This window comes from Kitasatospora sp. NPDC058492, from assembly GCF_042720685.1.
In the GTDB taxonomy this organism is placed as follows: domain Bacteria; phylum Actinomycetota; class Actinomycetes; order Streptomycetales; family Streptomycetaceae; genus Kitasatospora.
The window spans coordinates 85,560-108,518 of the sequence record NZ_JBHXMU010000026.1 but is presented as its reverse complement, the minus strand read 5'-3'; the positions used below and the strand labels follow the sequence as shown (position 1 = coordinate 108,518).

The window sequence follows — 22,959 nt, the reverse complement described above, 5'->3', positions numbered from 1 at the left end:
ACCGAGCGCAGGTGCAGGTCGGCCCCGGTGACGGCCTGGTCGCCGATCACCAGCGCCCGCACGCCGCCCTCGTCGGAGATCCGGACCAGCTTGCCGTCCGGGGTCCAGGACGGGACGCCCTGGAACAGCTCCAGCCAGACGTCGTCGCGCTCCTCGAACAGCACCTCGGTGGCGCCGGTGGCCACGTCGAGGCCGAGGATCAGCTGGCTGCGCTGGTCGCGGGCCTGGACGAGCAGCAGCGGCACGCCGCCCGCGGACCAGTGCACCCGGGCGAGGTACGGGTAGGCCGTGCGGTCCCAGACCACCTCGGTGCGGCCGCCGTCCAGGTCGAGCACCCAGAGGCCGACCTCGGCGTCGGCGGTGCCGGCGGCCGGGTAGGCGACCTCGGCGGGCTCGCGCTGCGGGTTGGCCGGGTCGGCGATCCACCAGCGGCGCACCGGGGTGTCGTCGGCGCGCTCGACCAGCAGCCGGTCGCCGTCGGGGGACCACCAGAAGCCCCGGTCGCGGCTCATCTCCTCCTGGGCGATGAACTCGGCCTGCCCCCAGGTGACGTTCGGGCCGTCGGGCTCGGCGAGCACCCGGTCGGCGGTGCCGTCGGCGCGGGTGAGGCGCAGTTCGCCGGCGGTGTTGGCGTAGGCGACGTGGCTGCCGTCCGGGGAGACCCGCGGGTCCAGCAGCGGGCCCTGGGCGGGCAGTTCGGCGGTGACGCCGGTGGCCAGGTCGGCGGTGAACAGCCGGCCGGAGAGGGCGAAGGCGGCCAGTCGGCCGGCCGCGTCCAGGGCGTAGCCGACGATGCCGGCCGAGCCTTCGCGGCTGCGCTCGCGGCGGGCCTTCTCGGCGGGCGAGAGGTCCTCCTCGCCGCCGCCGAGCAGCACGGCCGGGTCGGCGGCGATCCGCTCCTCGCCGGTGGCGGTGTCGAGGGTCCAGAGCAGGTTGGCCCGGTCGCCGCCCGACCGGGAGCGCAGGAAGACGACCCGCGAGCCGTCCGGTGCGACGGAGAAGGAGCGGGGCGCGCCGACGGTGTAGCGCAGGGTCCGCGCGTACTGCCGGGGGAAGGTGTCCGCAGGGGTGTGGGAGGTCATGGCATCAGACCCTACGATGCCGTACTCCCGCTGCCGGGCGCCTGGTGATCACTCGTTCGGAGCATCGTTCCCGAGTGCGCCCCAAAGGCGCCCATACCCCCTCCGACCGGCCCATGCGCCCCACGAGTGCCCCCGTACCCCGGCGCGTGGAGACTCACCGAATGTAATGCTCCCCTTACCCATCGGGTATGACTGGTCGGGCGGGTGATCGTCGGGCCCGTCCCGGCCCCGGTCGCCCGACCGCAAGTCCCGTACGGTCCCACCGTCACCCTCCCCAGGGGGTGGCGCACCCGAGAAGGGGTGTGAGCCGACATGGCTTTGTCCGTCTCCGCAGCCATGCTGATGCTGGTCATCGTGGTGGTGCTGATCCGCCGCTCCGGGCTGAAGCTCGCGCACGCGATCATCTGCGCGCTGCTCGGCTTCTACCTGGCATCCAGCTCGATCGCGCCGTCGATCAGCCAGGTCACCAGCAACCTCGCCGGGATGATCAACGGCCTGAAGCTCTGACCCCGCCACGGCGGTCGTTAGGCTTCCTCCCATGACCGCGACTACCGGCCGCCGCCTGCTCCTGGTGCACGCCCACCCCGACGACGAGTCGATCGGCAACGGCGCCACCATGGCCCGGTACGCCGCCGAGGGCGCCCAGGTCACCCTGGTGACCTGCACCCTCGGCGAGGGCGGCGAGGTGATCCCGCCCGGGCTGGCCCATCTGACGGCCGATCGGGAAGGAACCCTCGGCGCGTACCGGATCGGCGAGCTGACCGCGGCCATGCGCGCGCTCGGCGTCACCGACCTCCGCTTCCTCGGCGGCCCGGGCCGCTACCGCGACTCCGGGATGATGGGCCTGCCCGACAACGACGTGCCCGGCTGCTTCTGGCGGGCCGACGTCGACGAGGCGGCCGGCCACCTGGTCGCGGTGGTCCGCGAGGTCCGGCCGCAGGTGCTGGTCACCTACGACGAGAACGGCGGCTACGGGCACCCGGACCACATCCAGGCGCACCGGGTCGCGATGCGCGCGTACGAGCTGGCGGCCGATCCGACGCACCGCCCGGAGCTGGGCCCGGCCTGGCGGATCGCCAAGGTCTACTGGAACCGGATGCCCCGCTCGGTGATCGAGGCCGGGCTCGCCGAGACCGCCGCCCGGGCGCCCTTCCCCGGGACGGCCCGGCCGGCCGACGTTCCCGGGGTGGTGGCCGACGAGGTGGTCACCACCGTCCTGGACGGCTCCGCCTACGCCGGGCGCAAGGCCGCCGCGATGGCCGCGCACGCCACTCAGATCACCGTGGACGGCGCCTTCTTCGCGCTCTCCAACGACCTCGGCCAGCCGCTGGTCACCACCGAGTACTACCAGCTGGTACGCGGCCAGGCCGGGCCGGAGCGGCCCGAGGACGACCTGTTCGCCGGCCTGTCGCCCGCCGCCGACCCGCTGCCCACAACCGCGACCACCGCCACCGCCACCGCCGAGGAGAGCGTCCGATGACCGAGCCCGCCGCCGCCCGGCCGCCGCGCCGCTCGTTCCCGGCGGCCGTCCTCGGCACCCGCGAGGAGCGGCTGGCCGAGCCTCAGCCCCCGCGCGGCGCCCGGATCACGGCCTACGCCCTGTTCTTCCTGCTGGGTGTCGCGGTGTCGGTCTGCGGATCCTTTGTGCAGGCCTTGTGGCCTCCCGTGGGGGTCCTGCTGGCGCTCGCCGCGACCGGCGCCACCTTCTACGGCGGCCTGCGGGTCACCGGCACCCGGCTGGGCGCGGCGCTGCCCGCGGCCGGCTGGTTCATGGCGATGCTGCTGGTGATCGTGCCCCGGCCGGAGGGCGACAACGTGCTGTGGTCCAACGCCACCTCGCTCGGCTGGCTGTTCGGCGGCTCGGTCCTGGGCGTGATCTGCGCCACCCTGCCGACCCGTAGCGGCTGGTTCCCGGGCGTGCCCGGCCCGCAGCGCTGAACCCGCCCGCGGGGCACGTACGGCACCGCGCACGACGCGCAGTCAGGAGCGCACGGCCGTACTCTCATACCGGAGGAACCGGACGTATCAGGATCTGTCCGAAGCCGTTCGTCGCTCTGTTCTTCCCAGTATGGTGGTCCCGCAGAACGCCGTACCCGACCGCCGCCCGCCCAGGCCCGGCGACCACGAACCGCGGTCGCGCCGCACGGCCCGCCCGCGAACCCGGAGCAGAGCAGCATTGAGCAGCCGCGAATCTGACAACGCCCACCCGACGCCCCGGCGTACGGGTCCGGACGCCTACCCGTCGGGCACCCCGCCCTACGGCACACCGGGACTCCCGGGCGGCGACCGGGCCGGTGCCGCCCAGGGCGCCGCGTCGGGCGGCGAGGACGACGGCCCGAAGACCGAGACCACCCTGACGACCCGGGTCCGGATCAACATCCCCGGGTCGCGTCCGATCCCGCCGGTCGTGGTCCGCAGCACCGTCAAGAACGAGGACGGCCCGGGCGAGGAGGCCCCGGCGGCCGCCCCCGAGCCGGGCGGCCCGCGGCACCGGTCCGCGCCTTCCTCCCCCGTCCTCGGGGTGATGGAGGGCGGCGCCCGCACGGCCACCCCGCCGGAGCTGCCGCCGGAGTGGCAGGTCCCGCCGATCCCGCCGGCGACGTCCGAGGCCGAGTCCACCGGCGCCTGGTTCCGGCCGCGGCAGAAGAAGGCCGAGCCGGCGCCGACCGCCGTACCGGCCGGTGCCCCGAACACCCCGGGCGCGCCGGAGGCCTCGGCCGCGCCCGCCGCCGCCGAGCCCCGGCCGACGGCCTCCCCGGCCCCCGGCGCCCGCCCGAACGGTGCCCGCCCCGCCCAGGGCGCGGCCCGTCCGAACGGCCGACCGGTGCCCGCCCAGGCCCCGAACGGCTCGCCCGCCGCGCCGTTCCCCGCCGGCCCCGGTGCGCAGGCCCCGGCGGAGGAGCCCGGCGTGTACGAGGCCGCCTCCCCCTTTGCGCCGCCCACCGCCGACCCGTTCGCCCCGATGGCGCCCACGGCCGGAGCCCGCGGCCGGCGCGACGACCGCCCGCAGCAGGGCGCCCAGCAGAACGGCGGCCAGCAGAGCGGCAGGCAGCGCAACGGTCGGCAGCCCGACGGACGGCCGCAGCAGGGCCCGCGCCCGGGCGCCCGCCCGCAGGGCCCGGCGGCCGGCGCGACGGACCCGGAGGACACCTCGGTCGACGGCTTCGAGCCGATCCGCGAGGGCACCCCGCCGCCCGCCGCCATACCGGGCCTGCCGCAGAACGGCGCCGCGCACGGCGGCGAAGCCCGCCCGCAGCCCGGCCTGTTCGCCTCGGCCCCGGCCGGTGCCGACCCGTTCGCCGCCCAGCGCCCCGCCGGGCCGGGCCAGGACGCCTTCGCCCACCCGGCCCCCGGCGGGCTCTTCCCCGGCGCCCCCGGGCACCCGCAGCAGCAGCCCGGACCGGACCCGGAGGCCACCGAGCTCACCCCGCTGCCGACCCCCGCCCCGGGCCCCCGGCCCGCACCGCAGCCGGCCAAGACCGAGTCCGCGCCCGCGCCCGCGCCCGCCAAGGGCAAGGGCAAGGGCAAGGCCAAGCCGAAGGCCAGCGCCGGCAAGAAGCTGGTCAAGCTGGGCGTGTACGGCGTCGGCTTCGTGCTGTTCCTCGGCGCCGCCGCGTACGGCACCGGTCTGATGCTCAACCAGTCCGACATCCCCAAGGGCACCGTGGTGCTCGGCACCGACATCGGCGGCAACAGCCGCGACCAGGCGATCCACCAGCTCGACGAGACCGTCGGCAAGACCGGCCAGCAGCCGCTCAAGCTGAAGGTCGGCGACCAGGCGCTGAACCTCGACCCGACCGTCGCCGGGCTGAGCTTCGACACCACGGGCACCGTGGACGGCCTCGCCCAGCACAGCTACAGCCCGGTCGACGTCATCAAGTCGCTGAAGGGCGGCACCAAGGCGGTCGCACCGGACGTCAAGGTGGACCGGGCCAAGCTCAAGGCCGCCCTGGACACCCTGGCCTCCGGCTCGGGCCAGGGCCTTCAGGAGGGCTACGTCAAGTTCTCCGAGAACGGCGACCCGGTCGTGGTGCCCGGCCGGGCCGGCCAGGCCGTCGACTCGGCGAGCGCCCTCGACGTGGTCGAGCAGGCCTACCGCGACCGCGCCGCCGGCAAGCCCGACCAGCCGATCGCGCTCGCCGTCACGGCCGCCCAGCCCAAGGTCTCCCCGCAGGCCCTGCAAGCCGCCGCGGACAGCCTCGGCAAGTCCGCGCTCAACGGCAACGTGTACGTCCTGGCCGGCACCAAGAAGTGGATCTTCGGCAAGGTGGTCGCCGCCAAGACGCTCACGCTCGTCCCGGACGCCTCCGGCAAGATCGTGCCCAAGTGGGACCTCGACGCGCTGAACGGCCAGCTGGGCAGCGTGTTCGACAAGGTGAAGGTCAAGAAGAACGGCCAGACCGCCGCGATCACCCCGCAGGACGTCGCGGACGCCGTCACCTCGCTGCTCGACAAGACCGGCGAGAAGGACCGCACCTTCAAGTTCACCGTCGCCTGAGCAACGACCGCACCGATCGGGGGGCGGGCCGGCATCCGGCCCGCCCCTCGACAACTCCCCCTCCCGGTCAGCAAGATGTGACGCCACACCCTCCGCCACACCTTCCGCCACAGCCACCTCGGGGAGCACGCCGATGAGCCGCCGCCTCCAGCACCGGACGGCCCTGCTCGCCGGTCTCACCGCCCTGTCGCTCTCACTGACGCTCTGTTCGTGCGCCTCCGGCCAGGGCGGCGCCGCCGCGGACGGGCCGTCCGCCACCGGGGCCCCCAAGCTCACCTCGATCGACGTCAACCCGCGCGAGCGCTCCCAGCTGCGCCAGGGCGGCACCCTGCACCTGGCGATCGCCCAGTTCTCCCGCCAGTGGTCGCCGATCCAGACCGACGGCAGCGAGTCCTCGACGATCAGCGTCAGCAAGCCGCTGCTGCCGACCTTCTTCCGCTCCGACGCGGCCGGCACCCAGACCGTCAACCCGGCCTACCTGCAAGACGCCCACGCGGAGCTGCGGGACGGCCGGCAGGTCGTCGTCTGGACGCTCAACCCGAAGGCCCACTGGTCCGACGGCACCCCGATCACCTGGCGCGACCTCGAAGCCAACTGGCGCGCGCTGAACGGGAAGGACCCGGCCTACCGGCCCGCCAGCAACACCGGCTTCGAACAGGTCTCCTCGGTCGAGCGGGGCAAGGACGACTTCCAGGCGGTGATGACCTTCGACCGGCCGTTCTCCGAGTGGCAGTCGATGTTCAACGGCGCCGCCAACGCCCCGCTGCTGCCCGCGAGCCGGCTCGCCACCCCGGAGCTGTTCAACTCCGCCTACCTGGACGCGATCCCGGTCACCGCCGGCCCGTTCAAGGTCGAACGGCTGGACCGCGCCTCCCAGACCATCACCCTGGTCGCCGACCCCGCCTGGTGGGGCGACAAGCCGATGCTGGACCGGATCGTCTTCCACGCCATGCTGCCCAACGCCATGGCCCCCGCCTTCGCCAAGGGCGAGATCGACCTCTTCAACAACGGCCCGGACGTCGCCGGCTACCAGACCATCAAGAGCACCAAGGGCGCCGCCGTCCGCCGGGCCGGCGGGCCCGACTTCCGCCAGCTCACGCTCAACGCCCGCACCCCGGCGCTCAGCGACGCGACCGTCCGCCAGGCCGTCTTCCAGGCCATCAACCGGGACGCCGTCATCCGCTCCGACCTGAACGGCCTGGACTGGCCCGCCGCCCCGCTCAACAACCACCTGCTGGTCGCCAACCAGAACGCCTACCGGGACAACTCCCTCGGCCTCAGCCGCTACGACCCCGCCGAGGCCGCCCGCAAGCTGGACGCGGCCGGCTGGCGGCTCGACGGCGACGTCCGCAAGCGCAACGGCCGCGAGCTGAACCTGCGGATGGTCATCCCGGCCGGCGTCACCCAGGCGCAGAGCGAGGCCGACAGCGCCACCAGGACGCTCAAGGACGTCGGCATCAAGGTCACCACGGTCACCGCCGCCGCCAACGAGTTCTTCGACAAGTACGTCAACCGCGGCGACTTCGACATCACCGCCTACTCGCTGCTCGGCACGCCCTTCCCGGCCAGCGGCAACCGCGCCGACTTCGTCCAGAACGGCGGCACCAACCACGTCGGCGCGGGCAGCCCGGCGGTGGACGCCGCCCTCGACCGGGCCGCCGCCGCACCCGACGCGGCCACCGCCTCCGAGGCGATCAACCAGGCCGACGGCGAGCTGTGGAAGGTGGCCGGCGTGCTGCCGCTCTACCAGCGCCCGCAGCTGTACGGCGCCCGCGCCAACCTCGCCAACATCGGCGCCCAGGGGCTGTCCGACATCGTCTGGGAGAACGTCGGCTTCGAGCGGTAGGCGGCGGCGACGCGTAGGCGCCCTCAGCCGTGCAGGGTCTCCCGCCAGAAGTGGCAGGCGCTGCGCCGGCCCGGCAGTTCGGCGCCCTCGGCGTCCACCACCGGTACCAGCGGCGGGAGTTCGCTCAGGCAGCGGTCCTGCACCCGGTTGCAGCGCGGGTTGAACGCGCAGCCCTGCGGGACCTCCAGGAGGCTGGGCGGCAGGCCCTTGATGGCGTGGAGGTTCTGCCCCTTCTGGTCCAGCCGGGGGATCGAGTCGAGCAGGCCCCGGGTGTACGGGTGGGCGGGGCGCGCGTACAGGTCGCGCACCGGGGCCGTCTCGACGATCCGGCCCGCGTACATCACCGCGATCGTGTCCGCGACGTCGGCGACCACGCCGAGGTCGTGGGTGATCAGGATCAGCCCCATGTGGAACTCGTGCTGCAACTCGGCCAGCAGGTCCATCACCTGGGCCTGGACGGTGACGTCCAGCGCGGTGGTGGGCTCGTCCGCGATGATCAGGTCCGGCTCCATGGAGAGCGCCATGGCGATCATGATGCGCTGGCGCATGCCGCCGGAGAACTGGTGCGGGTAGTCGCCGACGCGCTGCCTGGCCGCCGGGATCCGCACCCGGTCCATCAGCTCGATGGCCCTCTCCCTGGCCTCCTTGCGGCTGGCGCCGCGGTGCACCTGGAACATCTCGCCGAGCTGGTAGCCCACGCTGAGCACCGGGTTGAGCGAGGACAGCGCGTCCTGGAAGATCATCGCGATCTTCTGGCCCCGGACGAACCGCCGGGCCTTGGAGCCCATGGTCAGCAGGTCCTCGCCGCGGTAGAGGATCCGCCCGCCGGTGATCCGCCCGGGCGGCACGTCCAGGATGCCCATGATCGCCTGCGCGGTCACCGACTTGCCCGAACCGGACTCGCCCAGCACCGCCAGCGTCTCCCCGGCCGACACCGAGTAGCTCACCCCGTTGACGGCCCTGGCCACGCCGTCCCGGGTACGGAACTCGACGTGCAGGTCGTCGACCTCCAGCAGCGGGGTCCCGGGCACCAGGTTCTCCCGACCGCCGCCGATCACCTCCACCATGTCCATCCGAGCAGCCCTCCCCCAGCGCGGCAGCGAGCACCTATACGCGCAGAGCAACTATCAACGACCCGACCCCACTTGCGGAATTGCGCGGCACGTCTCTTTTCCATCACAAGAAAGGGCGCACCCCCGGTGCGGGGGCGCGCCCTGGATCCCGCGAGCCGCTAACCGGGCCCGGCATCCCCCTGCCCAGCCTCGCGCTCCGCCGCGCCCTGCCCAATCTCGCGCTCCGCCGCGCTCTGCCCGCTCTCGCGCTCCGCCGCGAAGTGACACGCCGAGTCGTGCCGGGCCGCCCCGCCCAGCCAGGACGGCGAGGCGAGCAGCGGGATCTCGGCCGCGCAGCGGTCCTGCGCCTTCCAGCAGCGGGTGCGGAAGCGGCAGCCGGACGGCGGGTTGGCCGGCGAGGGCACGTCCCCGGTGAGCACGATCCGGTCCCGCGACTCCCGGGCCGTCGGGTCCGGCACGGGGACGGCGGAGAGCAGCGCCTGGGTGTACGGGTGGGTGGCGTGGTCGTAGATCTCGGCATCGCTGCCGATCTCGACCATCTTGCCGAGGTACATCACGCCGACCCGGTCCGAGATGTGCCGGACGATGGAGAGGTCGTGCGCGATGAACATGTACGAGAGGTTGAACTCGCCCTGCAGCTTGTCCAGCAGGTTGATCACCTGCGCCTGGACGGACACGTCCAGCGCGGAGACCGGCTCGTCGCAGATGATGATCTCCGGCTTGAGCGCCAACCCTCTGGCGATGCCGATGCGTTGGCGTTGCCCGCCGGAGAACTGGTGCGGGTAGCGGTTGATGTACTCGGGGTTGAGCCCGACCACGTCCAGCAGGTCCTGGACGGCCTTGCGGCGGTCGCCCTTGGGCGCCACCTCGGGGTGGATCTCGAACGGCTCCCCGATGATGTCGCCGACCGTCATGCGCGGGTTCAGCGAGGTGTACGGGTCCTGGAACACCATCTGGATGTTGCGGCGGACGGCCTTCAGCGCCGACCCGGACAGCCGGGAGATCTCCTCGCCCTTGTAGCGGACCGATCCCCCGGTGGCCGGCTCCAGGTTCATCAGCACCTTGGCCAGCGTGGACTTCCCGCAGCCGGACTCGCCGACGACGCCCAGCGTCTCGCCCTGCCTCAGGTCGAAGGAGACCCCGTCGACGGCCTTCACGGCGCCGACCTGCTTCCTGAACAGCACGCCCTTGGTCAGCGGGAAGTGCTTGACCAGGTCCCGGACTTCGAGGATCGGCTCGCCGCGCGGCACCTCCTGGGCGAAGGCGGCCTCCTCCGGCACCGCGGCGCCCAGTGCGCTGGACCCGTTAGCGGCCATGGAGGGTCTCCTTCCAGAAGAAGCAGGCGCTGCCCCGCCCGGCCAGCGGGGCGCCGTCGTCCTCGGCGACCGGGTACAGCTCCGGCACCTCGGCCCGGCAGCGGTCCTGCGCCCGCGGGCAGCGCGGGTTGAAGGCGCAGCCCTGGGGGATCCGCAGCAGGTTGGGCGGCAGGCCCTTGATGGCGTACAGCTCCTGGCCCTTCTGGTCCAGCCGCGGGATGGAGTCCAGCAGGCCGCGGGTGTACGGGTGCGCGGGGCGCGCGTACAGGTCGTGCACCGGGGCGGTCTCGACGATCCGGCCGGCGTACATCACGGCGATCTTGTCGGCGACGTCGGCGACCACGCCGAGGTCGTGGGTGATCAGGATCAGGCCCATGTGGAACTCCGCCTGGAGCTCCGCGAGCAGGTCCATCACCTGGGCCTGCACGGTGACGTCCAGCGCGGTGGTGGGCTCGTCCGCGATGATCAGGTCCGGTTCCAGGGCCAGCGCCATGGCGATCATGATGCGCTGGCGCATGCCGCCGGAGAACTGGTGCGGGTAGTCGTTCACCCGCTGCTTGGCCGCCGGGATGCGCACCCGCTCCATCAGCTCGACGGCCTTCTCCTTGGCCTCCTTGCGGGACGCCCCCCGGTGGGCGCGGAACATCTCGCCGAGTTGGAAGCCCACCGTCAGCACCGGGTTGAGCGAGGACAGCGCGTCCTGGAAGATCATCGCGATCTTCTGGCCGCGGATCCTGCGCCGCTCCTCGTTGCCCATCTTCAGCATGTCCCGGCCGCGGAAGCGGATCTCCCCGCGCGGGATCCGGGCCGGCGGCATGTCCAGGATGCCCATGATCGCCTGCGCGGTCACCGACTTGCCCGAGCCGGACTCGCCGAGCACCGCGAGCGTCTCCCCCGCCCGGACGCTGTAGTCGACCCCGTTGACCGCCTTGGCCACGCCGTCCCGGGTGACGAACTCGACGTGCAGGTCGCGGACGTCGAGCAGCGGCCCCTCGTACGACGCGGCCCGCTCGGACCTGGTGGCGTCCACGGCTGTACTCACGTTGCGCTCCCCTCGCTCAGCGAAGCTTCGGGTCTAGGGCGTCGCGCACCGCGTCGCCCAGCATGATGAAGGCCAGCACGGTGACGGAGAGCGCCACGGCCGGGAAGAACAGCACGTACGGCGCCGTCCGGATCACCTTCTGGGCGGAGGAGATGTCGATGCCCCAGGAGATGGTCGGGTCCTGCAGCCCGATGCCGAGGAAGCTCAGCGTCGCCTCGGTGGCGATGTAGCCACCGAGCGCGATGGTGGCGACGACGATCACGGGGGCGATGGCGTTCGGCAGGATGTGCCGGAACATCAGCCGCCCCGTCCCGGCGCCGAGCGCCCGGCCGGCCACCACGTAGTCGGACTGTTTGACGGTCAGCACGGCGCCGCGCATGACGCGGGCGATCTGGGTCCAGCCGAGGAAGGCCAGCGCGATGACCACGCTCCACACCGTGCGGGTGGTGAAGGCGTTCAGCAGCACCAGGGCGCCGAGCAGCAGCGGGAGGCCGAAGAAGATGTCGGTGATCCGGGAGATCACCGCGTCGACGGCGCCGCCGAAGTAGCCGGCGACCATGCCGGCCAGTCCGCCGAGCACGGTGACCGCCACGGTCACGCAGATGCCGACGGTGATCGAGGCCCGGGCGCCGTACACCACCCGGGCGTAGATCGACCGGCCCTGCCCGTCGTAGCCGAACCAGCCGGCGCCGAAGAAGTCCGTCCAGTCCGGCCGCCTGAGGTAGTCGTGGATCAGGTCGGCCTTGCGCGGGTCGGCGTCGGTGAACGCCCAGGGGAAGATCGCCATGACGACCAGCAGCAGGATCAGCACGGCGGAGATCAGGAAGATCGGCCGCCGGCGCAGGTCCCGCCAGGCGTCGCCCCAGAGGCTGCGGGCCTCCTCCCGCTTGGCCGGGTCGGGCTCGACCAGGGTCTCCTGCTCGACCGCCATGCCCTGCTCCCCGGCGTAGTCGAGGTGTGAGACCCCGGGCTTGGGGTGCGGCTCGTAGGAGTTCTCGTCGTGGATGTCAGGCATAGCGGATCCTCGGGTCCAGGACCGCGTAGAGCAGGTCGACGAGCAGGCTGGCGACGAGGTAGACGATCACCAGGACGGTCACGATGCCGACCACGGTGGGGCCTTCCTTCTGGTTGATCGCCCGGTACAGGACGTTGCCGACGCCCTGCACGTTGAAGATGCCCTCGGTGACGATCGCCCCGCCCATCAGGGCGCCGAGGTCGGTGCCGAGGAAGGTGACCACCGGGATCAGCGAGTTGCGCAGCAGGTGGCGGGAGATGACGGTCCGCCGGGGCAGGCCCTTGGCGACCGCCGTGCGGATGTAGTCGGCCCGCAGGTTCTCGCCGATGGACGTCCGGGTGAGCCGGGCGACGTACGCGAGCGAGAGCGAGCCCAGCACGATCGCGGGCAGGATCAGCTGGGAGAGGTCGGTGGAGTCCTGCACCGTCGGGGTGACCCAGCCGAGGTTGGTGGCGAAGATCGTCTGCGCGATGTAGGCCAGCACGAAGACCGGGATCGAGATCACCACCAGGGTGAGGATCAGCACCAGGGTGTCCTGGATGCTGCCGCGCCGGAGGCCGGAGGCCATGCCCAGGGCGAGGCCGAGGACCACTTCGAAGACGAAGGCCATCAGCGCGAGCCGGATGGTGACCGGGAAGGCGGTGGCCATGATCTCGGAGACGGGGCGGCCGGTGAAGCTCGTCCCGAAGTCCCCCTGGAAGAGGTTCCCCATGTAGTGCAGGTACTGCTTCCAGACCGGCTGGTCCAGGAAGTACTTGTGCTTGATGCTGGCCACGATGGCCGGGTCGGCGGCCTTCTCGCCGAACAGCGCCGACACCGGGTCGCCCGGCAGCGTGTAGACCATCAGGAAGATCAGCAGCGTGGTGCCAAAGAACACCGGGATCATCTGCAGCACCCGCCGCAGCACGTAACTGCCCATCCGAGCCTCCTTCCTAGACGTGCCCTGGGTGCACGGCCGGCCGGGGACGGTCGGCCGGGAGGGCCGGGCCCCGCCCTCCGTGCGGGAAGGGCGGGGCCGGCGCGAGGGGTCGGGGGATCAGCCCTTGACCTCGACCTGGGTCCAGGCCGGGTTGCCGAAGGAGTCGAACTTCACGTTCTGCACCTTGGTCGAGTAACCCGAGTTGGTGCGGTAGTACCAGAGCGGGATGGCCGGCATCCCGCTCGGCAGCACCGCCTCGGCCTGCTGGTAGCCGGTCACCGTGTCGGCGACGCTGGCGGCCTCGTCGGCCTTGGTGGCCGCCTGGTCGAACTGCGGGTTGCTGTAGCCGAAGTCGTTGGACGCGGCGCCGGTGCGGTACACGTCGGACAGGAAGTTGGCGTTCAGCGGGTAGTCCTGCACCCAGCCGGTGCGGAAGGCGCCGTTGACCTGGTGCCCGGTGATCGCGGCGCGCGCGGTCTTGAAGTCGGGCTTCGGGTCGCCGAGGCACTCGACGCCGGTGCTCTGCCGGATCGAGTTGCAGACCGCGTCGACCCACTCCTTGTGGCCGCCGTCGGAGTTGTAGGTGATCAGCAGCTTGTTGCCGGGGACGCCGCCGCCGTCGCTGATCAGCTGCTTGGCCTTGGCCGGGTCGAACTTGCAGAAGTCGCCGCAGGCGCCGTCCTTGTAGCCCTCGACGCCCTCGGCCACCCAGGCGGTGGCCGGCTTGCGGGAGTTCTGCAGCACCGTCTTGGTGATGGTGTCGCGGTCGATCGCCATGGACAGGCCCTGGCGCACCTTGGCCTTGTCGGGCGCGGCCCAGTCGGCCTGGTAGAGGGTGAAGCCGATGTTCTGGATGGCGCCCTGCGGGGCGTCGATCGCCCGGTCGCCGAGGTCGCTCTTGTACGTCGCCAGCGCGGACGGCGGCACCTGGTCCATCACGTCCAGGTTGCTGGACTGGAGGTCGGCGTAGGCGGCCTCGGACGTGGTGTACATCTTGAAGACGATGCCGCCGTTCTTCGGCTTGTCGACGCCCTGGTAGTCCGGGAAGGCCTTGGTGACGACCTCGGAGTTGTGGTTCCAGCTGACGAACTGGTAGGGGCCGTTGCCCACCGGCTTCTGCCCGTACCCGGTCGGGTCGTTGAAGAAGGCGTCCGGCAGCGGGGAGAAGGCGATGTAGCCGAGCTTGTACTCGAAGTACGAGACCTTGTTGCTGAGCTTGACGGTGAAGTGCAGGTCGTCGACCACGGTCAGGCCGGACATCTTGGTCGCGGTCGGCTGGCCGCTGACGGGGTGGACGTTCTGGTAGCCCTCGATGTCGGAGAACCAGGAGCTGTTGATCTGGTTGTTGCTGGTGGTCGCGCTCCAGTTCCAGGAGTCCACGAAGTTCTTGGCGTGCACCGGCGTGCCGTCGTGGAACTTCCAGCCGTCCTTCAGCGTGACGTCGAAGGTCTGGGAGTCACTGGTGTCGATCTTGTCGGCGACCTGCATCCGGATCTTGGCGGTGGCGGGGTCGTAGTCGACCAGCCCCTTGAAGAGGTTCTGGATGATGCGACCACCGCCGACCTCGTTCGCGTTGGCGGGCTGCAGCGGGTTCTGCGGCTCACTGCTCTGGTAGCTGAAGCTCTTGCTGCTGTCCGACGAGCTGTTGCTGCTTCCGCCGCCGCCGCTGCTGCACCCGGTGGCCACCAGGGCCACGGATGTCGCAGCGGCGAGGACCCAGCGAGCACGGGCGGCTACGGGCATGGAGGTCCCTCCTCGTGGTGTGTGTCGCATCACACCCCATGAGAAGCGCGCCCGGTCGACGGCGCGAGTCGAATGCACCCGGACGGGTGCGTTGAGCGCCCCGCGAGTTGACGGAACGACGGAAGGGCCCGCGGCGCGAAGCCACGGGCCCTTCCGGGGATGCCACGGGGAGTCAGGCGGCGGCCGGCTCCCGGACCTCGGCGAAGTGACAGGCCGACTCGTGCGCGGCCGGGCCCTTCAGCACCGAGGGCACCGCGAGCAGCGGGATCTCCTCGGCGCAGCGGTCCTCCGCCTTCCAGCAGCGGGTGCGGAAGCGGCAGCCGGACGGCGGGTTGGCCGGCGAGGGGATGTCACCGGTCAGGATGATCCGGTCGCGGTTCTCGCGCGCCGTCGGGTCCGGCACCGGCACCGCGGAGAGCAGCGCCTGGGTGTACGGGTGGGTGGCGTTGTCGTAGATCTGCTCGTCGGTGCCGATCTCGACCATCTTGCCGAGGTACATCACGCCGACGCGGTCGGAGATGTGCCGGACGATGGAGAGGTCGTGCGCGATGAACATGTACGACAGGCCGAAGTCGCCCTGCAGCTTCTCCAGCAGGTTGATCACCTGCGCCTGGACGGACACGTCCAGGGCGGAGACCGGCTCGTCGCAGATGATGATCTCGGGCTTGAGCGCGAGACCGCGGGCGATGCCGATGCGCTGGCGCTGGCCGCCGGAGAACTGGTGCGGGTACCGGTTGATGTACTCCGGGTTCAGACCCACGACGTCCAGCAGGTCCTGGACGGCCTTGCGGCGGTCGCCCTTGGGCGCCACCTCGGGGTGGATCTCGAACGGCTCCCCGATGATGTCGCCGACCGTCATGCGCGGGTTCAGCGAGGTGTACGGGTCCTGGAACACCATCTGGATGTTGCGGCGGACGGCCTTGAGGGCCTGGCCGGACAGCTTGGAGATGTCCTCGCCCTTGAACAGCACCTGGCCGGAGGTCGCCCGCTCCAGGTTCATCAGCACCTTGGCCAGCGTGGACTTGCCACAGCCGGACTCGCCGACGATGCCGAGCGTCTCGCCCTTCGCCAGCTCGAAGGAGATGCCGTCGACCGCCTTGACCGCGCCGACCTGCTTCTTGAAGAGGATGCCCTGGCTCAGCGGGTAGTGCTTGACCAGGTCCTTGACCTCCAGGATGGGCTCAGCCATGGAGGGTCTCCTTCCAGAGGTGGCACGCGCTGCGGCGGCCGGTGAGCTCCTTGCCGTCCTTGTCGGTCACCTGGTGCAGCGCCGGGATCTCCGTGCGGCACAGGTCGGTGGCGACGTCACAGCGGGGGTTGAACGCGCAGCCGGCCGGGACCTTCAGCAGGTTCGGGGGCAGGCCCTGGATCGCGTAGAGCTCCTGACCCTTCTGGTCCAGGCGCGGGATCGAGCGGAGCAGGCCCTTGGTGTACGGGTGCGCCGGGTTGGCGTACAGGTCGTGCACCGGGGCGGTCTCGACGATCCGGCCGGCGTACATCACGGCGATCTTGTCCGCGACGTCGGCGACCACGCCGAGGTCGTGGGTGATCAGGATCAGGCCCATGTTGTACTCGGCCTGGAGCTCCGCGAGCAGGTCCATCACCTGGGCCTGGACGGTGACGTCCAGGGCGGTGGTGGGCTCGTCCGCGATGATCAGGTCGGGCTGCATCGAGAGCGCCATGGCGATCATGATGCGCTGGCGCATGCCGCCGGAGAACTGGTGCGGGTAGTCGCCGACGCGCTGCCTGGCGGCCGGGATGCGCACCCGGTCCATCAGCTCGATGGCCTTCTCCTTGGCGTCCTTCTTGGAGGCGCCCTGGTGCACCCGGAACATCTCGCCGAGCTGGTAGCCCACGCTGAGCACGGGGTTGAGCGAGGACAGCGCGTCCTGGAAGATCATCGCGATCTTCTGGCCGCGGATCCTGCGCCGCTCCTCGTTGCCCATCTTGAGCATGTCCTGGCCGCGGTACAGGATCTCGCCCTGCGTCACCTTGCCGGGCGGCATGTCCAGGATGCCCATGATGGTCTGGGCGGTCACGGACTTGCCGGAGCCGGACTCTCCGAGCACGGCGAGCGTCTCGCCGGCCGCGACGGAGTAGTTGACGCCGTTCACGGCCTTCGCGATGCCGTCCCGGGTGTGGAACTCCACGTGGAGGTTCTTGACCTCCAGCAGCGGGGTGCCAACTTCGAGTCGGCCGCTCTTCTGGTTGTTGTTCTCGATCACGGTGGTCATCGGGTCGTCACCTCTTCTCTCAGCGGAGCTTCGGGTCGAGGGCGTCGCGCACCGCGTCGCCGAGCATGATGAAGGCCAGAACCGTGAGGCTCAGCATTCCGGCGGGGAAGAACAGGGCGAACGGGGCGGTCCGGATCACCTTCTGGGCGGTGTTGATGTCGATGCCCCAGGAGATGGTCGGGTCCTGCAGACCGATGCCGAGGAAGCTCAGCGTCGCCTCGGTGGCGATGTAGCCGCCGAGCGCGATGGTGGCGACGACGATCACCGGGGCGACCGCGTTCGGCAGGATGTGCTTCCACAGGATCCGGCTGGTGCCTGCGCCGAGCGCCTTGGCGGCCGTCACGAAGTCGGCCTGCTTGACCGTGATGACCGAACCGCGCATGACACGGGTCATCTGGGTCCAGCCCAGGGAGACCAGCGCGAAGACCACGCTCCAGATGGTGCGCGAGGTGAAGGCGTTGAGGATGACCAGGGCGCCGAGCAGCAGCGGGATGCCGAAGAAGATGTCGGTGACCCGGGAGATGATCGTGTCGACCCAGCCACCGAAGTAGCCGGCCAGCATGCCGGTGATGCCACCGAGGATGGTCACACCCGCCGTGACGCAGATGCCGACGACGACCGAGGCGCGGGCGCCGTAGATCACCCGGGCGTAGATACTGCGGCCCTGGAGGTCGTAGCCGAACCAGTCCGCCTGGAAGAAGTGGCTGTAGTTCGGCTTGGTCAGGTAGTGCAGACGCAGGTCGCCGGCGCGCGGGTCCGCCGAGGTGAACAGCCCGGGGGCGATCGCGATGACGATCAGCAGCAGGATCAGCAGCGCGGAGATCACGAAGATCGGCTTGCGGCGCAGGTCGTGCCAGGCGTCGGAGCCGAGGCTGCGGGCCTTCTCGGGCTTGGCCGCCGGGGTGTCGGCGCCACGCTGGGCCGGGATCTCCTCGGCCGTCTTCTTCTCGGTCAGGTCAGGCATAACGGATCCTCGGGTCCAGGACCGCGTAAAGCAGGTCGACGATCAGGCCGGCGGCCAGGTACACGAGCACCAGGAAGGCCACGAAGCCGGCGACCGTCGGGCCCTCCTTATGGTTGATCGCCGCGTAGAGCGCGTTGCCGATGCCCTTGACGTTGAAGATGCCCTCGGTCACGATCGCGCCACCCATCAGGGCGCCCAGGTCGGTGCCGAGGAAGGTGACCACCGGGATCATCGAGTTGCGGAGCAGGTGGGTGCCGATCACCTTGCGCCGGGGCAGGCCCTTGGCCACCGCGGTGCGGACGTAGTCGGCCTTGATGTTCTCGGCTATGGAGGTACGGGTGAGACGCGCCACGTACGCCAGCGACAGCGAGCCGAGCACGAACGCCGGCAACACCAGCTGGGTGATGTCGTTGCTGTCCTGGACGGTCGGCGTGACCCACTTCAGGTTCTGCCCGAAGACCGTCTGGAAGATGAAGCCCAGCACCGGAACCGGGATCGAGATCAGCAGCAGGGTCAGGACCAGGGTGCTCTTGTCGAACGCCTTGCCGCGGCGCAGACCGGCGAAGAGGCCGATGGTGACGCCGAGCACGATCTCGATGGCGAACGCGAACAGCGCCAGCCGGGTGGTGACCGGCAGCGCATCGGTGATCACGTCGAGCACCGGCCGCTGGTCCAGGGTGGTTCCGAAGTCACCGGTGAGCAGCTTCCCCATGTAGTCGAGGTACTGCTGGACCAGCGGCTTGTCGAAGCCCATCTGGTGCCTCAGAGCGGCGAGCTGGGCCGGGTCCGGCGCCTTGTCGCCCCACATCGCGGCCACCGGGTCACCCGGCAGCGCGTGCACCATGAAAAAGATGAGCGCGGTCGTTCCGAGGAAGACCGGGATCATCTGGAGCAGTCGCCTTGCGACAAAGCGCCCCATCGTGCCTCCATGTATGACTCTGCCGGGCCCGTCATCCCGGCCAGAGATAAGTCGGCGTGCCAACGGCCGGTGCCAGTCCTCGCCCTTGTGGGGATGGGACGGGCACCGGCCGTTGTCACCGGGTCAGGCGGTGCCGACCGATTACTTCTTCTTGACCTCGACGTCGGTGTAGACCGGGTTGCCGAAGGAGTCGAACTTCACGTTCTGGACGTTGTTGGACCAGCCGGAGCTGGTCTTGTAGTACCAGAGCGGGATGGCCGGCATGTCCTTGGCCAGGACGGCCTCGGCCTGCTGGTAGAGCTCGGTGGTCTTCTCCACCGTGGTGGCCGCGTCGGCCTCCTTCGAGAGCTTGTCGAACTCCGGGCTGGAGTAGCCGGCGTCGTTCGCCGCCGCACCGGTGCCGTAGACGTCGCGCAGGAAGTTGGCGTTCAGCGGGTAGTCCTGCACCCAGCCGGTACGCATCATGCTCGACACCTGACGCTTGGTCACGATGTCGCGCGAGGTCTTGAAGTCCGGCTTCGGGTCACCGAGGCACTCGACGCCGGTGGCCTGGCGGATCGAGTTGCAGACCGCGTCGACCCACTCCTTGTGACCACCATCGGAGTTGTAGAGGATGGTGATCTTGTTGCCGGGCACGCCGTTGCCCTCGGCGATCAGCTGCTTGGCCTTGGCCGGGTCGTACTTGCAGGCGTCGCCGCAGGCGCCGGCCTTGTAGCCCATGACGCCGGGCGCCACGAAGCCGTCGGCGGGCTGACGCGTGCCGTTCAGCACGGTCTTGGTGATGGTGTCGCGGTCGATGGCCATCGACAGGCCCTGGCGGACCTTGGCCTTCTCCGGCGCGTTCCAGTCGGCGTTGTACAGCGCGAAGGAGATGTTCTGGATGGCGCCCTGCGGCTGGTCGACCGCGCGCTTGCCCAGGTCGTCCTTGTACTTGGGCAGGTCGGTCGAGTCGACCTGGTCCAGGACGTCGAGGGTGTCCGACATCAGGTCCTTGTACGCGGCCTCACCGGCGGTGTAGTTCCGGAAGACGATGCCGCCGTTCTTGGCCTTGTTCGTGCCCGCGTACTTGTCGAAGGCGGCCAGGGTGATGGCCTTGTTGTGCTCCCACGACACGAACTTGTACGGGCCGTTGCCGACCGGCTTCTGGCCGTAGCCCGCCGGGTCGGAGAAGAAGCCGGCCGGCAGCGGGTAGAAGGCCGAGTAGCCGAGCTTGTACGTGAAGTACGAGACCGGGCTGCTCAGCTCGATGGTGAAGTGCGTGTCGTCGACGACCTTCAGACCGGACATGGTGTCGGCGGTCGGGTCACCCTTCTCCGGGTGAACGGCGTCGTAGCCGACGATGTCGGAGAACCAGTCCGAGTTGATCTGGTTGTTCTTGGTGTTCGCCGACCAGTTCCAGGAGTCCACGAAGGACTTGGCCGTCACCGGGGTGCCGTCGTGGAAGGTCCAACCGGACTTCAGCGTGACGGTGTAGTTCTTGGCGTCAGTGGTCTCGATCTTGTCGGCCACCTGGTTACGCAGGGCGCCGGTGGCGGGGTCGTAGTCGACGAGGCCCTGGAAGAGCTGCTTGACGATGCGGCCGCCCTGGTTCTCCATGGCGTTGGCCGGCTGCAGCGGACGCTGCGGCTCGCCGCTCTGGTAGCTGAACACGCCCTGGGCGTTGACCGCAGCGCCATCGGAGCTGCTCCCACCGGTGGAACCGCCACTGCTACAAGCAGTCGCGGCGAGGGCGACCGCAACAGCTGCGACAACCCACTTGGCCTGGCTCCCACCACGCATCGGTGTGCCTCCTGAATTCGACGTTGCAACGAGGAGGGCACTGCGGACGGGTGTTACCTGGCCCGCTGTGCCGTCCGCGCTCGTGGTTTCGGCGCGCACCCCTGCGCGTCACCCTTGACCCGAGCCTGACTGCACCCACTATCCGTCACGCACGGACACGAAAGTGACCAGTGACGATCTCAATTAGGTCACATGAACAGTCGGTAAGTTTCGAAAACCGGACATAAGAGACATAGCCAGACAGGCACCAAACGGACAGTCGTCATGAATGACGAACTGTCACGTTCGCTCAGCGGACACCTGGGAGTGATGAGCGCTATTCCGTTAATACGCCCGTCGACAACTTGGAGTAGTTGAAAAAGTTCGCCCCCCTCTCCATGGGAAAGGGGGGCGAAGCATTCCGGCCAAAGGCCGGTCAAGCCGTCCGGATCACGCCTTCTTGGCGCGCGAGGCGGTGCGGCCGCGGTCCTTCGCGTCGAGGACGACCTTACGGATGCGAACCGTCTCCGGGGTCACCTCGATGCACTCGTCCTCGCGGCAGAACTCCAGCGACTGCTCCAGCGAGAGCTTGCGCGGCGGGACGATCGACTCGGCCACGTCTGCGTTCGAGGAACGCATGTTGGTGAGCTTCTTCTCCTTGGTGATGTTGACGTCCATGTCGTCGGCGCGCGAGTTCTCGCCGACGATCATGCCCTCGTACACCTCGGTGCCCGGCTCGCAGAAGAGCACGCCGCGCTCCTGGAGGTTGGTCATCGCGAAGGCGGTGACCACACCGGACCGGTCGGCGACCAGCGAACCGTTGTTACGGGTCGTCAGGGTGCCGAACCACGGCTCGTGGCCCTCGTGGATCGAGTGCGCGATGCCGGTGCCGCGGGTGCTGGTGAGGAACTCGGTCCGGAAACCGATCAGACCGCGGGACGGGACGACGAACTCCATCCGGACCCAGCCCGAGCCGTGGTTGGACATGTTGTCCATCCGGCCCTTGCGGACGCCCATGAGCTGCGTGACCGCGCCCATGTGCTCCTCCGGCACGTCCACCGTGAGGCGCTCGACCGGCTCGTGGGTCTTGCCGTTGACCTGCTTGGTGACGACCTGCGGCTTGCCGACGGTCAGCTCGAAGCCCTCGCGGCGCATGGTCTCGATCAGGATGGCCAGCGCCAGCTCACCGCGGCCCTGCACCTCCCAGGCGTCCGGGCGCTCGGTCTCCAGGACGCGCAGCGAGACGTTACCGATCAGCTCGCGGTCCAGGCGGTCCTTCACCTGGCGGGCGGTGACCTTGCGGTCCACCTTGCCGCTGGACTTCGCGTCCGCGCCCTTGCCGCTGCCGCCACGGCCGACCAGCGGCGAGGTGTTGGTGCCGATGGTCATCGAGATGGCCGGCTCGTCCACCGTGATCAGCGGCAGCGCGATCGGGTTCTCCGGGTCGGCGAGGGTCTCGCCGATCATGATCTCGGAGATGCCGGCGACGGCGCAGATGTCACCCGGGCCCGCCACCTCGGCCGGCTTGCGGGTGAGCGCCTCGGTCATCAGCAGCTCCGAGATGCGGACGCTGGAGATGGTGCCGTCGCGCTTGATCCAGGCCACGGTCTGGCCCTTGCGCAGCTCGCCCTGCTCGACGCGCAGCAGCGCGATGCGGCCGAGGAAGTTGTCGGCGTCGAGGTTGGTGACGTGGGCCTGGAGCGGCGCGTCGGCCTCGTACGTCGGGGCCGGGACGTGCTCCAGCAGGGTGGAGAAGAACGGCTCCAGGCTGGTGCTGTCGGCCGGGACGGTGCCGTTCTCCGGCTTGGTCAGCGAGGCGACGCCGTCACGGGCACAGGCGTAGACGATCGGGAACTCGATCTGGTCCTCGTCCGCGTCCAGGTCCAGGAACAGGTCGTAGGTCTCGTTGATGACCTCGTCGATCCGGGAGTCCGGGCGGTCCGTCTTGTTGATGCAGAGGATGACGGGCAGCCGGGCGGTGAGCGCCTTGCGGAGCACGAAGCGCGTCTGCGGCAGCGGGCCCTCGGAGGCGTCGACCAGCAGGACGACGGCGTCCACCATCGACAGACCGCGCTCGACCTCGCCACCGAAGTCGGCGTGGCCCGGGGTGTCGATGATGTTGATGGTGATCGGCGCGCCACCATCCTTCGGGTGGTACTTGACGGCGGTGTTCTTCGCGAGAATGGTGATGCCCTTCTCGCGCTCCAGGTCGTTCGAGTCCATCATCCGGTCGTCGAGGTGCTGGTGGGCGGCGAAGGCGCCGGCCTGCTTCAGCATGGCATCGACCAGAGTGGTCTTGCCGTGGTCGACGTGGGCGACGATAGCGACGTTGCGGATGTCGTTGCGCGTGGGCATGCCTAGCTGATTCTCCTGGAATCGTGGGTTGCGGCGCCCGGCCGCGAGACGCCGACCAGCGATCCCTCTGGATCGCCGCCGCCCGTTCCGCCTGCTACTACCGGTCCACCCGCCGTGGCAACGGACATGCCTCGGCTTCCTCCTATCGTACGGGGAAGCGCCCAGGTGAGCAGAAACGGGCAGGTCGGGCGGGAT

At 70.2% G+C, this 22,959-nt stretch carries 18 protein-coding genes; 5 read left to right on the top strand and 13 right to left on the bottom strand.

The features are described from left to right. Positions 1–1,082, bottom strand: a 1,082-nt coding sequence (locus ACFWPI_RS19135) for a DPP IV N-terminal domain-containing protein (protein ID WP_380424930.1), incomplete at its 3' end; no start/stop codon positions are given. A 312-nt stretch (positions 1,083–1,394) separates the two neighbouring features. Here ACFWPI_RS19135 and ACFWPI_RS19130 point away from each other — a divergent pair. From ACFWPI_RS19130 to ACFWPI_RS19110, 5 genes are all read left to right on the top strand, one after another. Continuing rightward, positions 1,395–1,589: a DUF2304 family protein gene (locus ACFWPI_RS19130; protein WP_063347949.1), complete on the top strand. Its 195-nt coding sequence runs from the start codon at positions 1,395–1,397 to the stop codon at positions 1,587–1,589. Positions 1,590–1,620: 31 nt separating this feature from the next. Next, positions 1,621–2,562: an N-acetyl-1-D-myo-inositol-2-amino-2-deoxy-alpha-D-glucopyranoside deacetylase gene (gene mshB, locus ACFWPI_RS19125; protein WP_380374688.1), complete on the top strand. Its 942-nt coding sequence runs from the start codon at positions 1,621–1,623 to the stop codon at positions 2,560–2,562. Beyond that, positions 2,559–3,020, top strand: coding sequence for a DUF6113 family protein (locus ACFWPI_RS19120; RefSeq protein ID WP_380374689.1), 462 nt, complete (start codon positions 2,559–2,561; stop codon positions 3,018–3,020). The genes mshB and ACFWPI_RS19120 overlap by 4 nt, the downstream gene beginning before the upstream one ends. 238 nt (positions 3,021–3,258) lie before the next feature. Then, positions 3,259–5,580, top strand: a complete 2,322-nt coding sequence (locus ACFWPI_RS19115; RefSeq protein WP_380374690.1) for a peptidoglycan binding domain-containing protein — start codon at positions 3,259–3,261, stop codon at positions 5,578–5,580. A gap of 133 nt (positions 5,581–5,713) precedes the next feature. Then, positions 5,714–7,426, top strand: a complete 1,713-nt coding sequence (locus tag ACFWPI_RS19110) for an ABC transporter family substrate-binding protein (RefSeq protein WP_380374691.1) — start codon at positions 5,714–5,716, stop codon at positions 7,424–7,426. A gap of 23 nt (positions 7,427–7,449) precedes the next feature. Here ACFWPI_RS19110 and ACFWPI_RS19105 read toward each other — a convergent pair whose 3' ends face one another. The 12 genes from ACFWPI_RS19105 to typA form a co-directional block, all read right to left on the bottom strand. Then, complete coding sequence (locus ACFWPI_RS19105; RefSeq protein ID WP_363372537.1) at positions 7,450–8,499, bottom strand: ABC transporter ATP-binding protein; 1,050 nt, start codon at positions 8,497–8,499, stop codon at positions 7,450–7,452. Between the two features lie 158 nt (positions 8,500–8,657). Beyond that, positions 8,658–9,815 carry an ABC transporter ATP-binding protein gene (locus tag ACFWPI_RS19100; RefSeq protein WP_380374692.1) on the bottom strand — a complete coding sequence of 386 codons (1,158 nt, stop codon included), beginning with the start codon at positions 9,813–9,815 and terminating at the stop codon, positions 8,658–8,660. Next, on the bottom strand, positions 9,805–10,857 hold the full coding sequence (locus ACFWPI_RS19095; RefSeq protein WP_063347954.1) for an ABC transporter ATP-binding protein: 1,053 nt from the start codon (positions 10,855–10,857) through the stop codon (positions 9,805–9,807). Before ACFWPI_RS19095 ends, ACFWPI_RS19100 begins: the two co-directional genes overlap by 11 nt. 16 nt (positions 10,858–10,873) lie before the next feature. After that, entirely contained in the window at positions 10,874–11,788 is a 915-nt protein-coding gene (locus ACFWPI_RS19090) for an ABC transporter permease (protein ID WP_380374733.1), read from the bottom strand. 76 nt (positions 11,789–11,864) lie between these two features. Further along, on the bottom strand, positions 11,865–12,791 hold the full coding sequence (locus tag ACFWPI_RS19085) for an ABC transporter permease (protein ID WP_063347955.1): 927 nt from the start codon (positions 12,789–12,791) through the stop codon (positions 11,865–11,867). 117 nt (positions 12,792–12,908) lie between these two features. Further along, a complete protein-coding gene (locus ACFWPI_RS19080) occupies positions 12,909–14,534 on the bottom strand; it encodes an ABC transporter substrate-binding protein (protein ID WP_380374694.1) in 1,626 nt (541 codons plus the stop codon). Positions 14,535–14,706: 172 nt separating this feature from the next. Beyond that, complete coding sequence (locus ACFWPI_RS19075; RefSeq protein ID WP_350879925.1) at positions 14,707–15,723, bottom strand: dipeptide ABC transporter ATP-binding protein; 1,017 nt, start codon at positions 15,721–15,723, stop codon at positions 14,707–14,709. Further along, entirely contained in the window at positions 15,716–16,768 is a 1,053-nt protein-coding gene (locus tag ACFWPI_RS19070) for an ABC transporter ATP-binding protein (protein ID WP_363585425.1), read from the bottom strand. Before ACFWPI_RS19070 ends, ACFWPI_RS19075 begins: the two co-directional genes overlap by 8 nt. A gap of 19 nt (positions 16,769–16,787) precedes the next feature. After that, positions 16,788–17,732, bottom strand: a complete 945-nt coding sequence (locus ACFWPI_RS19065; RefSeq protein WP_363621417.1) for an ABC transporter permease — start codon at positions 17,730–17,732, stop codon at positions 16,788–16,790. After that, the gene (locus tag ACFWPI_RS19060) at positions 17,725–18,651 is read right to left on the bottom strand and encodes an ABC transporter permease (protein ID WP_363372519.1); all 927 of its coding nucleotides are present in this window, start codon (positions 18,649–18,651) and stop codon (positions 17,725–17,727) included. Before ACFWPI_RS19060 ends, ACFWPI_RS19065 begins: the two co-directional genes overlap by 8 nt. Before the next feature lie 141 nt (positions 18,652–18,792). Then, positions 18,793–20,430 carry an ABC transporter substrate-binding protein gene (locus tag ACFWPI_RS19055; RefSeq protein WP_380374698.1) on the bottom strand — a complete coding sequence of 546 codons (1,638 nt, stop codon included), beginning with the start codon at positions 20,428–20,430 and terminating at the stop codon, positions 18,793–18,795. 429 nt (positions 20,431–20,859) lie between these two features. Further along, entirely contained in the window at positions 20,860–22,764 is a 1,905-nt protein-coding gene (gene typA / locus ACFWPI_RS19050; RefSeq protein ID WP_063347962.1) for a translational GTPase TypA, read from the bottom strand. Positions 22,765–22,959: the final 195 nt, after the last annotated feature.

Bases quoted from the DNA above. Each gene is read 5' to 3' on its own strand.
- typA (WP_063347962.1), bottom strand. From the start codon at position 22,764: ATGCCCACGCGCAACGACATCCGCAACGTCGCTATCGTCGCCCACGTC.
- ACFWPI_RS19085 (WP_063347955.1), bottom strand. From the start codon at position 12,791: ATGGGCAGTTACGTGCTGCGGCGGGTGCTGCAGATGATCCCGGTGTTC.
- ACFWPI_RS19120 (WP_380374689.1), top strand. From the start codon at position 2,559: ATGACCGAGCCCGCCGCCGCCCGGCCGCCGCGCCGCTCGTTCCCGGCG.
- ACFWPI_RS19080 (WP_380374694.1), bottom strand. From the start codon at position 14,534: ATGCCCGTAGCCGCCCGTGCTCGCTGGGTCCTCGCCGCTGCGACATCC.
- ACFWPI_RS19105 (WP_363372537.1), bottom strand. From the start codon at position 8,499: ATGGACATGGTGGAGGTGATCGGCGGCGGTCGGGAGAACCTGGTGCCC.
- ACFWPI_RS19055 (WP_380374698.1), bottom strand. From the start codon at position 20,430: ATGCGTGGTGGGAGCCAGGCCAAGTGGGTTGTCGCAGCTGTTGCGGTC.
- ACFWPI_RS19090 (WP_380374733.1), bottom strand. From the start codon at position 11,788: ATGGCGGTCGAGCAGGAGACCCTGGTCGAGCCCGACCCGGCCAAGCGG.
- ACFWPI_RS19075 (WP_350879925.1), bottom strand. From the start codon at position 15,723: ATGGCTGAGCCCATCCTGGAGGTCAAGGACCTGGTCAAGCACTACCCG.
- ACFWPI_RS19130 (WP_063347949.1), top strand. From the start codon at position 1,395: ATGGCTTTGTCCGTCTCCGCAGCCATGCTGATGCTGGTCATCGTGGTG.
- ACFWPI_RS19100 (WP_380374692.1), bottom strand. From the start codon at position 9,815: ATGGCCGCTAACGGGTCCAGCGCACTGGGCGCCGCGGTGCCGGAGGAG.
- ACFWPI_RS19060 (WP_363372519.1), bottom strand. From the start codon at position 18,651: ATGGGGCGCTTTGTCGCAAGGCGACTGCTCCAGATGATCCCGGTCTTC.
- ACFWPI_RS19070 (WP_363585425.1), bottom strand. From the start codon at position 16,768: ATGACCACCGTGATCGAGAACAACAACCAGAAGAGCGGCCGACTCGAA.
- ACFWPI_RS19110 (WP_380374691.1), top strand. From the start codon at position 5,714: ATGAGCCGCCGCCTCCAGCACCGGACGGCCCTGCTCGCCGGTCTCACC.
- mshB (WP_380374688.1), top strand. From the start codon at position 1,621: ATGACCGCGACTACCGGCCGCCGCCTGCTCCTGGTGCACGCCCACCCC.
- ACFWPI_RS19065 (WP_363621417.1), bottom strand. From the start codon at position 17,732: ATGCCTGACCTGACCGAGAAGAAGACGGCCGAGGAGATCCCGGCCCAG.